This is a genomic window from Mediterranea sp. An20 (genome assembly GCF_002160055.1).
GTDB lineage: Bacteria > Bacteroidota > Bacteroidia > Bacteroidales > Bacteroidaceae > Bacteroides > Bacteroides avicola.
In genome coordinates this window covers 124,239-136,583 of sequence record NZ_NFJV01000008.1, presented here as the reverse complement: position 1 = coordinate 136,583, position 12,345 = coordinate 124,239, and the positions used below count along the sequence as shown (strand labels likewise).

Annotated in this window: 9 protein-coding genes and 2 pseudogenes; 9 read left to right on the top strand and 2 right to left on the bottom strand. The window is 47.6% G+C overall.

All coding sequences use genetic code 11. From position 1 onward, the window contains the following. Window positions 1–188 (bottom strand): annotated as a pseudogene (locus tag B5F34_RS17860) (hypothetical protein); the annotation flags it as partial. A 47-nt stretch (window positions 189–235) separates the two neighbouring features. After that, window positions 236–478 (bottom strand): hypothetical protein, encoded by a 243-nt coding sequence (locus tag B5F34_RS17855; RefSeq protein ID WP_239416106.1) that lies wholly within the window; start codon window positions 476–478, stop codon window positions 236–238. 571 nt (window positions 479–1,049) lie between these two features. Between B5F34_RS17855 and B5F34_RS06590 the strand changes: the two genes are divergently transcribed. The 9 genes and pseudogenes from B5F34_RS06590 (at window position 1,050) to B5F34_RS06550 (ending at window position 12,121) form a co-directional block, all read left to right on the top strand. Then, window positions 1,050–2,006 (top strand): site-specific integrase, encoded by a 957-nt coding sequence (locus B5F34_RS06590; RefSeq protein WP_087336334.1) that lies wholly within the window; start codon window positions 1,050–1,052, stop codon window positions 2,004–2,006. Window positions 2,007–2,458: 452 nt separating this feature from the next. Further along, window positions 2,459–3,025, top strand: a complete 567-nt coding sequence (locus B5F34_RS06585; protein WP_087336332.1) for a DUF3575 domain-containing protein — start codon at window positions 2,459–2,461, stop codon at window positions 3,023–3,025. A gap of 28 nt (window positions 3,026–3,053) precedes the next feature. Then, the gene (locus B5F34_RS06580) at window positions 3,054–4,499 is read left to right on the top strand and encodes a DUF3868 domain-containing protein (RefSeq protein WP_239448841.1); all 1,446 of its coding nucleotides are present in this window, start codon (window positions 3,054–3,056) and stop codon (window positions 4,497–4,499) included. A gap of 190 nt (window positions 4,500–4,689) precedes the next feature. Then, entirely contained in the window at window positions 4,690–4,953 is a 264-nt protein-coding gene (locus B5F34_RS06575) for a hypothetical protein (protein ID WP_087336328.1), read from the top strand. Between the two features lie 20 nt (window positions 4,954–4,973). Beyond that, window positions 4,974–5,276 (top strand): annotated as a pseudogene (locus tag B5F34_RS06570) (type II toxin-antitoxin system RelE/ParE family toxin); the annotation flags it as partial. Between the two features lie 177 nt (window positions 5,277–5,453). Continuing rightward, entirely contained in the window at window positions 5,454–6,641 is a 1,188-nt protein-coding gene (locus B5F34_RS06565) for a hypothetical protein (protein WP_140392970.1), read from the top strand. 185 nt (window positions 6,642–6,826) lie between these two features. Then, window positions 6,827–7,801: a FimB/Mfa2 family fimbrial subunit gene (locus B5F34_RS06560; RefSeq protein WP_087336322.1), complete on the top strand. Its 975-nt coding sequence runs from the start codon at window positions 6,827–6,829 to the stop codon at window positions 7,799–7,801. 25 nt (window positions 7,802–7,826) lie between these two features. After that, window positions 7,827–8,834 (top strand): hypothetical protein, encoded by a 1,008-nt coding sequence (locus tag B5F34_RS06555; RefSeq protein WP_087336320.1) that lies wholly within the window; start codon window positions 7,827–7,829, stop codon window positions 8,832–8,834. Between the two features lie 17 nt (window positions 8,835–8,851). Then, window positions 8,852–12,121: a fimbrial protein gene (locus B5F34_RS06550; protein ID WP_162609297.1), complete on the top strand. Its 3,270-nt coding sequence runs from the start codon at window positions 8,852–8,854 to the stop codon at window positions 12,119–12,121. Window positions 12,122–12,345: the final 224 nt, after the last annotated feature.

Sequence of the window (12,345 nt, the reverse complement as noted above, 5' to 3'; positions counted from 1 at the left end):
CCACTGATGCCGTCTGGAATGGCGGCATGGGAATATCGGCATACTTGCTGGAGAGGCGGGAAGGAAAAGGGGAAGCATAGAGGATGGCGCAATGCGCCACGGGGAAGTTCAAAGGGCGGCGCAACGGACAAGGGGAAAGCCCCGCTTTCCTGCCGCCGTGACAGAAGTCCTGCAACCGTCATTGTCATGCGTGCATGGCTTGCGGTTGCAAGTTTTCTGCCGACGGCACATGTCTTCAAACGGTCTTGTCTGCCATGCCCGGTTTGGCAAAAGCATGGCAAGACGGTTTGAGGACAGGGAAGACATGACAGCCGGAAATAGTCGCAGGTGCAGATTCACGCTTGCCGTGCCCTGCATCCGGCGGCATTTCGGCTGCCAAAAGAAGACGAGAAAAAGAAAATGGATAAAACGGACTTGTCCGTTCTGCACAAGCATATAAAAGAAGTGCCCACGACGATGGCGGTGTCACTTGTGACATTGTGGTCGTCGTGGGCTTTTCTTTGCTTGTGCCGTTTCTGAAATGGGCTTACGCACATCAAGCCGGAAGCCGTTTTCAGAACGGAGTTTAGGCATAAGTTGAGTTGAAGGTCTTTAACAAGTTTGATGTAACATTCAAGTTTTTAGGATATTGTAATGGGAATTTATCAATAGTAGAGTTCTGAACCTCTACATTTATTAAATTGAAAAAGAAAAAAGTATGCACGAATTTTGCTGTTACAGAAAAAAGCATTAATTTTGTCAACTGAAAACGATATGCAACGCGGACATTATGATGTCGAACAAAGACATAAAACTGCCATAAAACAGTTACAATATCGTTACAAGAAAAATTTTGGTCGATGCAACAATCTGACTATGAGATTGTGGGCAAATTCGGGTTCGAGTCCCGTCCGCACCGCTGAAAACGAAGTTTGTAAGTCCCTAAGTTCGAAAGCAACTTGGGGACTTTTTTTATGACCGTTTTCTTTCTCCCTGGGGAGTGTCACGTTGGGTGTTGTGGGGTGTTGCCTCTTTGACAAAGCTGAATCATTCATTAAATATTTCCAGTTATGAGTAAGTTTCGTGATTTTTCAGCTTATATGGCATTCTGTGTTGAATCTTTGGAGAAAGAAGGTCGTTTTGGCACGGCTCATGTTTATCGGGCCGTTTTGCGCCGTCTGCTCGATTTCTGCGGTAGCCGTCCGCTCGGGTTTCCGCAACTCACCTCCGGATGGCTCCGGCGTTTTCAGAACTATTTGCTGGAGCGTCGGCTGAGGTGGAACACCATATCCACTTATATGCGCATGTTGCGTGCGGTGTATTTCCGTGCGGTAGATGAGCGTCTGGCTGAGTTCCGGCCCCGCCTGTTCCGCGATGTGTATACGGGCACCCGGGTGGAGTGCAAGCGTGCTGTCGAGGAGGTGGTGTTAAGGCGTTTGTGCGCTACTCCTCAGACTGATTCCCGTTTGGAAAATGCCCGTCGGCTTTTCTTGCTGCTTTTCATGTTGCGTGGCATTCCCTTTGTCGATATTGCCTATCTTCGTCCTTGCGACTTGCAGGGCGACGTGTTGTTCTATCGTCGTCGCAAGACGGGTACAGGCCTCCGGGTCCGGGTGGAGCGGGAGGCTATGGCTCTGCTCCGGGGGCTGCAGTCGTCGGACTCCTGCTCTCCTTATCTGTTTCCTTTTGTGCGCCGGGTGGGGGCCGATGGCTACCGCCAATATCAGAATGCGCTTCGCACCTTCAATCGACGGCTCAAGCAGTTGGCGGCAAGCATGGGCATTAACGGAGGGCTGAGCAGTTATAGCGCGCGGCATAGCTGGGCCACGCTGGCCAATTTCAAGCACTATCAGCTGGAGTTGATTTGCAACGCCATGGGGCACTCGTCTGTGAAAGTGACCGAGACTTACTTCAAGCCTTATGCCGATGAGCAGATAGACGAGATGAACCGCAGTCTGATGGCTTCCGTCCTCTCCTGCACGTGTGTCGGCGAAGAGGGGAAAAGCCTCTTATGTGCACATGAATAACTAAAAAAGAAAGGGAAAAAACTTTATAAATGAAGTCCGTTACTTTGCAGGTAACGGAAAAGGTTTCGCCTTCAAACTTACGCAAAATAATTAGAACAACAAACAATTTTGTAAAAGATTTACGAAAAAAAATATTAGGCTGACTGTAAATGCCTATTAGTCAATGGATTTTATGTCGGCTCTGAGCCCTTATTGTGTAAAGCGTACGACAATAAGAACCTTCTCTGCGTTGAATTAAATTAACACAAAGCTTTTCGTTACAGTTCCCGGATTCCCCGGATTTTCTCCTGAACGTCTTTTATTATCTCAAATGCCGATGCCTGCGGGGTTGTAGCGCACGGAAGCCGTTACCTGCAAAGTAACAGTCTGTCTGAAATCAGACCTTTGTCGCAAGTACCGAAAATCTTTCACCGAAGAACTAAGAGCAATTCTTACTATAAAGAAAAAGAGACATGAAAAGGAGCTTACTTCTGATTTTGCTGTTTATCGGTGCATTCTCTTTACAGGCCCAAGACGTGGCTGTAAAGACAAATCTCCTGTATGATGCTACGGCTACCATCAATCTGGGTGCCGAGATCGGACTGGCACCGAAGTGGACACTCGACCTCTCCGGCAACTACAACGGGTGGAGTTTTAATGACAACAAGAAGTGGAAGCACTGGATGGCGCAGCCCGAGGCGCGCTATTGGCTGTGCGAGGCATTCAACGGACACTTCTTCGGAGCGCATTTGCTGGGTGGGCAGTACAATGTGGGGGGGATCAACCTGCCCTTTGGTATCTATGACGGCCTGAAAGACCACCGTTACGAAGGATGGTATGTCGGCGGAGGCTTGGTGTATGGATACCAGTGGCTGCTGGGCAAACGCTGGAACCTCGAAGCGTCTATCGGCGTGGGGTATGTGCGCGCGTGGTACGACCGCTACGACTGTCCGCATTGCGGTGAATGGCGCGGCGATGGAAAGAAAAACTACGTGGGTGTGACGAAGGCTGCCATTTCCCTTATATACATTATTAAATAACAGGAGGAAGCAACGTATGAAAAAGATTATGATCACAATAGCATGGTTATTGGCCGCTTTCCCCGCTGCTTTTGCGCAGACTGCCTATCTGGAGTCGGTCAAGGTGGAGAACCGCCGGGTGGAGAAAGTGGGCGGGGAGGTCCGGGTGCAGATGGACATCTGTCTGGACGACTTGCAGATGAAGAACCAGCACTCCCTGCAACTGGTGCCCGTCATCCTTTCGGAAGATGGCTCGTTGGAACAGCCCTTGGAACCTTTGTATGTAGACGGAAGGATACGCAGCAAGGTGGTGAAACGCAAGGAGGCATTGGAAGACTGGCAGACCGACGGGGAGAGGCTGCGCCGACGCAACGGGCAGACGCAGACGATGCACTACGAAGCTGCCGCCCCCTACGAACCTTGGATGCTCAACGGAAGGTTGGAATTGCGTGCCGACGTGACCGGATGCGCCGAATGCGGGGAAGGACACGAGACTTTGACCACAGGCGGCATTCTGCCTTACCGGGAACCCGAATATGAAATGGCTGTGGTGCAGCAACCCAAGGAGGAAGTGGTGAAACGCCGCTCCGAAGTGCGCACTGCCCGCTTGCAATACCGCCAGGACAGCTACCGTGTGCTGCCGAAATACAAGAACAACCAGCAGGAACTGGACAAGGTGCAGGCGTCTATCGATGCCGTGAAGCAGGATGCCAACCTCACCATCACGGGCATTTACATCACCGGCTACGCTTCGCCCGAAGCTACCGTGGCATACAACCTGGCGCTGTCGGAACGCCGTGCCAAGACCTTTACGGACTACATCAGGCAGCGTAACCCCGAACTGGATGCAAGCTTGTGGCACGTGGACTGGAAGGGTGAGGACTGGGACGGACTGCGCAAGGTGGTGGAGCAATATCCCAACTTGCTGAAACAGGACGAGGTGCTTGCCATCATAGACAACTGCCAGGGTGACCAGGATGCCTGCGAAGAAAAAATCAAGGCATTGGTACCGCCCGAAATCTACCAGCGTGTGCTGAACGAGATGTATGGTCCCCTGCGCCGCAACGAATACCGCATTGAGTACAATGTACGCCACTTCGACTTGGCTGAGGCACGCGAACTGCTCAAGTCGCGTCCCGACCTGCTGAGTGTGGCCGAAATACAGAAGGTGGCAGACAGCTACGGCAAGGATACCCCGCTATACCGCGAGGCTCTGAAAGTGGCGGTAGATACTTATCCCGACAACGTGACGGCTCTCAACAACTACGCCTTGGCCCTTATCAGTGCCGGCGATTACGATGCTGCCATCAGCCTGCTGGAGCAGAAGGCGGGCACGGACGGCTCGTTGCTCAACCTCATGGGTGTGGCACACTTCAGGGCAGGACGCATGGAGGAGGCAGAAAAGGCTTTCCGTCGTGCCGCCGAAGCAGGCTATCCCGGCGCTCAGGAGAACGTGCAGAAGTTGCAGGAGGCAAGGGAATTATTAGATAAATGAAGAACTAAGCATGAGTAATGAAGAGTAATGGAATGAAATAAGTGACCAGGTAAATGTTCAACACTCGCTTTGTCACATTCTTAATTCTTCATTAAAAGATATTTCGTTCTTTGACATCTTGGGAAATACGGAAAATAAGGCTATCTTTGCGTAGGTAAAAAACAACGTAAAGATAGAAGGATAGACCGTTATGAAGAAAGAAGATTCAGCCGAAAAAGCTTCGCGCCCTTATCAGATGCCGACAGAGAATCCTACGCCGGACGTAGCTGGTGAGGAAGCTGTGCTCTATCAGGCTCAGTCAATTCAACCGCAAAGCCGTTACCGCCGCCCGCCCTGCCAATATACGGTAGAAGAACTGAAAGGGGTCGTGGCACAGGCAGAAACAGAAGTTGATATCGACAGCGAAGAACTGCACGCCTATTTCAAAGAAAAGTATCCATTCTTATGCTTGTAAAATAGCGCGACACAGCACGACAAGCCTTGGATGAGGTTCTGTCGTATGGCATGGACTGTTTTGGTGTGCATGCTGCTAAACGGCTATTGCGCGATATTTATGAGTATGAGAAGCTTCTCGCCGACAATCCCCGCATGGGGTGTCTGGAACCAGCCTTGGCCGATTTGCCCGATGGTTACCGCAGTGTGGTGGTGCATAGCCACTATAAACTGATATATCGCGTGGACGAGGTGCTGGAACGGGTCATTATCCTGGCACTGTGGGACACGCGGCGCGATCCCGGACAACTGAAGAACGTACTGATGGCAGCAGCCGATTTTTAATCCTCTGATTTTTCATCCCCTTATATTCCGTCCTCCCCACCCGTTGCAGAACCGCAACCGGTGAGGAGGACGCCTCATTTTTCGTACTTCCCAAGCGTGGTAAAGAACAGCGTATTTAGAATAACAGACTTAGAGATTAACTAAATATATTGTTTTATTAACTTAAATGTTAGAAGTATGAAAGTGAACAAGTTTTTGATGCTGGGAATCGCTGGATTGGCTTTTGCAGCATGTAGTAATGAAGAGGAATTTGGGACCAACCAAACCTTTGAAGGTAATGGGGTTGTTTCTGTAAGAATTGCAACGCCTACGTTGACTCGTAATGCAGGTGCGGCTACGTCTGGTGCAGATGGCGGTACTGTTGCTATTACAGGTGATATCACAGTAACATTGACTGGTATTGGTGCTGATAATGCTCCTTATAACAAGTCAATCACCATTGATGCTGACGATTTAACGTCTGCAACAGAGTTGAAATTCTGGAATATTGCTGTGCCTGAAAAGCTCACAGCTTCTATTCATGGTGGTCAAGCTGATTATTCTGATGTTGAGATTGCTTCTATTGAGGAAGGTGCTCCTAATCCTTTACAAGTTGTAGCGACTTCCATTCCTGCTTATGGCGAAACTACAAAGTTTACAAGAACAACAGACATTGAGCATCCGACTATAGGCAGCGATATTGAGGCTGGAGCCGTAGAGGGTGACCAAAATAAGAACTATGAAATGTACACAGCTACCGTTAATATGGCTATTCCTGTAGCACGTTTGGAGGTAAGTAACATTTATCACGTAACGCATACTGGTACTGGTAATCCTGCAGATAATTGTATTTATAAAACATTGACTCTGGATGGTGCTTATCTTGATGGTTATTGCTTAAATGGCAGTGTCTATGATGAGGAAACAGGTACATTCCCTGATAGTGAAGGCACTGGAGACGAGTATAGTATTGATGGAATTAATGGATCTGGAACTGAATCTCTTTTGAAAGATATTATTGATCCTTCTATTAATTTCTTGACAACTACAGAAATTGCTCCTGCTGCAGGTCCATATACTTATAATTTCTTTGCTAATGGTACGAATCCTGTCTTCAAGCTTTATTTCAAAACTGCAGAGGAAGTAGATGACTATCAAGGTGATATTAAAGCTCCTCGTTATGCAATGATTACAGAGTATAAAGACATGGAGGGAGACCCGGTTGTATTTGAAAATGGTCATATTTATCGCATAGTTGGTGCCGAATTAAGTGATAAGAATATCATCGGTGATGAAGATGGTAACACCTTGTATGGTGTTTCAGTAACTGTTATAGAAGCTACTTGGACAATTGTTGATATCGATGCCAGTTGGGCTGAACAATAAATAACTTCATTTTTTCATACCCCGACTGACTCCTCCCTTTCTCTCTCCAACTTTGGGAGGAGTTAGTACCCATCTCGCAGCCGGGCGATTCTTCTCGGACATTCGTCCGGCTGCGTTTAAAAGACTCAAAGCAAAATCTGAGAATGGTCCGCCCTTGGCGGGATACAACTTTAATAACAGAAACAATGAAACATTGGAAGAACATAGTATTGCCGCTGCTGCTGGTTCCTGTCCTGGTGACCGGTTGCATCAAGGATGACTTCGATGACTGCGACAACGTCACCATCTATTTCCAATACTTGGCAGACGGTGATGAGGACGTGCTCTACCGCTACATGGATAAGGTGGACTTGTACGTCTTCGACGAAAGCGGCCACATCTTGGGGAGCGGCACGTATAACCAGGACCAGTTGAGCAACTTTGCGGCCGTACCTTCTTTCAAGCTGACACCGGGCAAACGCTATAAGGTGGTGGCAGTGGGCAACGCCTACGATGCCACGCAGGTGGTCAACCTCCAAGCTACGAGCTTCGACGACATCTACATCCAAAGCCCCCTGTGGGACGGCGATGGCGGCAACGTGGTGAATACCCACGATGACAACTACCTGGGGCAGGAAGAATTTCAGATGCCCGAAGGAGAGTTCGTGGTTTACCGCGATACGGTGACGCTCTACAGCGCCCATATCGACACCGACATCCGCATTACCGGTTTGCCCGCACCTTCCGAAGCCGCCGCCATGCTGGGAGTTGATACCAAGGCCGACGGCGACCTGCCCATCCGTCTGTACATCCAGAACTCGAATGCACAGACTTCCTTTAACAACGAAATCAACGAAAGCGAGAAGGGTACCATCGTTCCCGACTTGGTGTGGGACGCAGACGAACAGTGCTACCGCACGGAAGACCTGGCGCTGTTCCGCATGGATACGAACGGCGTGCTGGATGCCAACCGCTGCCAGCACCACTTGGTACTGGAAGATGCCAACGGCAACGAATTAGTGAGCGGTGACATCTACGACTACCTGCTGCGCAACCAGGATGCGATAGACGTCACGAAGCAGGAGGCCCTCTTGCCCATCGAGATACACTTTACGCAAACCAATGTGGAAATCAAGTTGCCGCAGTGGTACATCGAGGACATCGAACCCGGTTGGCAATAATACCGAAAGAAAGGAGGAATATCTTATGAAGATAAAAACCTTAAAGAAATATGCCGGAGGCATGGCTCTGCTGACCCTGCTTGGTCTGTTGCCGGCGAGTTGTATCAAGGATGATACGGCAGCCGTGAAGGAGACGACGCTGACGCTGACCGTGGCAACGCGGGCAGGCGAGACTGTGGGAAATAACGAGATGGATGCCAACGAGCAGATGAAGACGCTCCGTGTCATCGTGGCTCGCAGCAGCAACAATGAAATCCTATACAATGAGTATAGAGATGAAATAGATGATAATGCGTCTCAATACGTTTTTAATTTTGGCGAACTGACCATTGAGGAGAGTGAAGATTTCGATTTTTATGCTATTGCCAATGAAGCCAGTCTGGACTTGAGGGGAAGCGGCATCACATCGCTGGAGGAGGTTACGAATACTGATTTAACGGCATTAAAGAACTGTATTATTAATCGTGATTACAACGAGATCGTAGAGGGGAACCCTTTGCAAATTCCGCAGACAGCTTTCAAAACCATTCCGGTTGGTGCAGGGGAAAAGAAAACGGCTACGATTCAGTTAGAGTTTGTGGTGGCGAAAATTTCTGTAACCTTTACAAACCAAACCGGGAATTCACTTTACATTGACGGTTTATCCATTGAAGATATAAAGCCGGATAGAGGCTTTTTGTTTGACCCCAATGGTGCTGAAATCTCTACTGTGGTCATGCCGGAAAATTCGACATGCACAGCGGTAAACGGAAGTGAAAGAATCTGGGTGGGCACTAATCAGCCTACTACTGTCAAAGCCTATATCTATCCCACGGTAAAAGATGATCAGAATGCCTTTGTGCTCAAAGCCAATGGATACGAAGACCTGGAACTAAACCGTGAGGACGGCAGTCATCTAACAAGTCTGGACCGCGGTGAATGGTTACGCATAAACATTACCCTTATCCCAAAAGTAACCGAAGTCTATCCGGATATTGAATGGGAGGTCGTTGACTGGAGTTCATCAGAAGTAGAAGTTCCATCATTTGAATAATGGAAGGAGATTATCGTATGAAATTAAAACATTTACTTTATATTAGTCTCGGAATGGCCATTTCGTTGTTCACAGCATGTACGGACAACGAGTTTGCTGAAAGCGGTACTCACTATATTGAAGAAGGTATTCCTGTCAGCGTAGATTTGAAATATGGCGTGGAAGAAAGTCGGCAAGCAACTCGCAGTGCTCAGGATGCAACCGTGGAGCAGACAGTGAACCGCCTATTTGCCATTGCCTTTTATGCTGACGGCAGCATATCGGGATATGGGGCATACGATGCTGTTAACAATGCAGAGGGGCAGGGTACTATTAATGATTTTCCCATGCACTCTGGAGCCAACCAGCAGATATTCATTGTGGCCAATCCAGGTACAGGAATGGGTACGCTAACGATGGATCAACTGGTAGCATTTGCTGTAGGAAATGGAACGTTGGATGACTTTAAACAATTATATTCCGCATTTAATGACACAGACAATATAGGCACTAATGTAGAACGCATGAGTTTCTTGATGTTTGGTCAAATGGTGAACCAAAGTGGCACTTCTGCTATGAATGTCGAAACCGACGGTACCATCTCCAACTATTCTAAAGCCGTTGAATTAGAACGTGTGGATGCACGTATCACCTTTAAAATAAAGGTACAGAGTGATGCAAGCCATCAGGATATGACCTTCATTCCCCGCTATTATCAGGTGAATAATATCCCGGCAGGGACTTATCTTTATCCTCAAGAAAACGATTATGTTGATGCCGGATATCAAAACATGAAAGATGAGACAGTAAGCATTACCAAGAACTTTGACGGGACAGAAACGGATAATATGTATTTCGAGTTTTACCTGTTAGAAAATCGCTTGCAGCCCACCCAAACATTGTCTATGTCTATGATTGAAAGCGGAGGACAGTATTGGGACAACAGTTCAAGCACGCCTACTGTACAGAACCTGTACGCATTGCGCGAAAAGCGGCAGGCCATTAATGAAGGGCAGAATTTTGACAAACCCGGTCAGGAGTATGAGTTGGGTGATTATATCTATGCTCCTAAAAATGGTGCGTATGTCATTTTTAGTGGTACACTGACCTACCGGAATGAAAATAATGACATGGTATATGCCAATACAAGCTATACGGTGCATTTAGGTAGCACAGGTAATAGCATAGACAATGGTTCCACCTGGTACAATGAAGAGGATTTAGTGAATAACTACGATACCGAACGCAATACACACTATACTTATACGGTGACACTGACGGGAGTTAACTCTATTCAGGTGGAAGTAGAGAACGACCGCGAAAAACGTCCTGGCGTAGAGGGTGATGTCGTAGTGGCGCAAGGAGAAGTGGAAGATCTGGATGCGCACTATGGTCGCGTATTGTTCACGTTGACACGTGGAGAAATCTTGGCAGGATTGTCATGGGCCATCCGCACACCTTTCCAACAGGGTATCAAAGTTTTTAACCGGGAGAATTATTTGGTTGATGGAAACATACCTGCTGATGAAAGCTCATTGGCTGACCGTGAAGCATTGAAGACCGGGATCTCTTTGAATGATTATAAGTGGGTACAATTTGTCATCAATGCTGAAGCAAATAGAAATAGGAACTGGAATGAAGGCATATCAGCAGGTGTTGTCCCCGATGATGAGTTTGCAAAGTATCCCGGTCATGAGGCCTATGACGGTGGCACTGAACAGACTGCAGCACCGGCTTTTGGTGGAAATGGTTATCATTACGAAGGTAGTGGCTGGAGCAATAATGGATATTATTCTGAAGATGTGGTGATGTATGATGTCAACCAGTTGTTGAACCATCTTTACATGGAAGCCAATAAGTCAGACAGTGAGATATTCCATCTGAATGGAAGACAAAGTCCATCCGATGACGCTTCTGTGGCTATCACCGCTTTCATCGATGAATATGTTTATATCTATGATCCAACGCAGGTGTTTTACCGTCCACCCATGAGTGAAGATGTGCCGGAAAACGACCTTGTCAGTCTATGGAAAAAAGTTGTGAATGGCGAGAACCGTTTGTTACATATTTGTAAAGAAGGTGCAGAATATAGTCCAGACGGGAATAGTTCGTGGGCCAATAGTGTGATGACGTTTTCTCAGCGTCCCATTTATACATTCTATAATCCGAATGCCAGCGGTATAACGACTGCTTGGGGCACGGAGTCTAAGAATGAAACCGGGAAGTTGGAAGTGGGGGCTCCCAGTCTTTCCAGTCAACATTCCAACACAATGGATAATGGTCGGGAAAACACGCTGAATATTATTCCAAGTGGATGGAGCGATGAACTGAAATGGTCTGCCGTATTGAATCGGGACGGAGATGCATTTGGTAAACTGCAAAGTGGTTACAACAACATCTGGTATGCTTGTTTGGGACGTAACCGTGACTTGAATGGAGATGACATTGTGCAAGAAGATGAGATTCGGTGGTATTTGGCCAGTATTGACCAATTAACTGACTTGTGGATTGGCGAGGAAGCTGTGCCTAATGCCAAATTGTATGATGAGTCTTTGTATGTCAGCGGAAATCGTATTGAGCGTTCGCACGTAGCGAGCAGTTCTTACTATAATGGGGCAGCCTCTAATCCTTGGGTAATTTGGGCAGAAGAGGGAGCTTCCCGTGGAGATAAAAATGCTTCTCAAGGAAGCAACGGTAGTGGCAGTAAATATGATTACCGTTGCGTGCGGAATTTAGGTATCGGATTGGAAAACATAGACGAATCGCCCGAAGATTATGCCACTGTCAGCACCAGCAGCTGGAATGGACGTTATCAAGAACAGATTATTGAAGTCAGTGACTTGAGCAGTGAAGCCCGACGAGCGTATACTTCAGGCTATTTGCCTGCCAATTCGGAACGAAGCTATAATAATCGTCCCTACCAAAAGTTTGCAGTCATCATCAATAATCTGTACCCTACCAGTGGTGCAACAACCCGATGGAATGTATATTATGAAAATGAAGAGGAATACACCCCTTGCCCAGCAGGCTATCGTATTCCTAATCAACGCGAATTGATGTTGTTGTACACACGTATTCCCTCTTTATTTAACAGTGACACGGACTACATGACTAAAACTGAATTCAGTTTTAAAGATTATGCGCCCTATACTACAGAGGCAGATCAACATGGCGAACGAATCGGGTTTTCTTATGCAGGTGGAAACTTGTATTTGATATCAAGTAAAGCTAAAAATAATTATGGACAGCTTGTAGACAACATACCGGTCGTTCGTGTCCGTTGTGTTCGCGATGTAGCAGGAAACTGATTAATTTCTTCCGTCCCGCCGCGAGGCGCGACCTCTCTTCATCTTAGCGAGATGGAGAAAAGGGGGACAATCTCAATGTTCCGCCCCGTTTGTTTGTTTTGTTTGCAGAGGATGCCTGTCGTGGCATCCTCTTCTTTATAGACAGTTATTCGGCTGGGGGGGACGGAGAGAATGTCATTTCCCCTTTTGGGGCTTTGGATGTCAATGACTACCTTTGCAAGGTG

Coding starts and splice junctions, on each gene's coding strand:
- B5F34_RS17855 (WP_239416106.1), bottom strand. CDS start 478: ATGTCACAAGTGACACCGCCATCGTCGTGGGCACTTCTTTTATATGCT.
- B5F34_RS06590 (WP_087336334.1), top strand. CDS start 1,050: ATGAGTAAGTTTCGTGATTTTTCAGCTTATATGGCATTCTGTGTTGAA.
- B5F34_RS06585 (WP_087336332.1), top strand. CDS start 2,459: ATGAAAAGGAGCTTACTTCTGATTTTGCTGTTTATCGGTGCATTCTCT.
- B5F34_RS06580 (WP_239448841.1), top strand. CDS start 3,054: ATGATCACAATAGCATGGTTATTGGCCGCTTTCCCCGCTGCTTTTGCG.
- B5F34_RS06575 (WP_087336328.1), top strand. CDS start 4,690: ATGAAGAAAGAAGATTCAGCCGAAAAAGCTTCGCGCCCTTATCAGATG.
- B5F34_RS06565 (WP_140392970.1), top strand. CDS start 5,454: ATGAAAGTGAACAAGTTTTTGATGCTGGGAATCGCTGGATTGGCTTTT.
- B5F34_RS06560 (WP_087336322.1), top strand. CDS start 6,827: ATGAAACATTGGAAGAACATAGTATTGCCGCTGCTGCTGGTTCCTGTC.
- B5F34_RS06555 (WP_087336320.1), top strand. CDS start 7,827: ATGAAGATAAAAACCTTAAAGAAATATGCCGGAGGCATGGCTCTGCTG.
- B5F34_RS06550 (WP_162609297.1), top strand. CDS start 8,852: ATGAAATTAAAACATTTACTTTATATTAGTCTCGGAATGGCCATTTCG.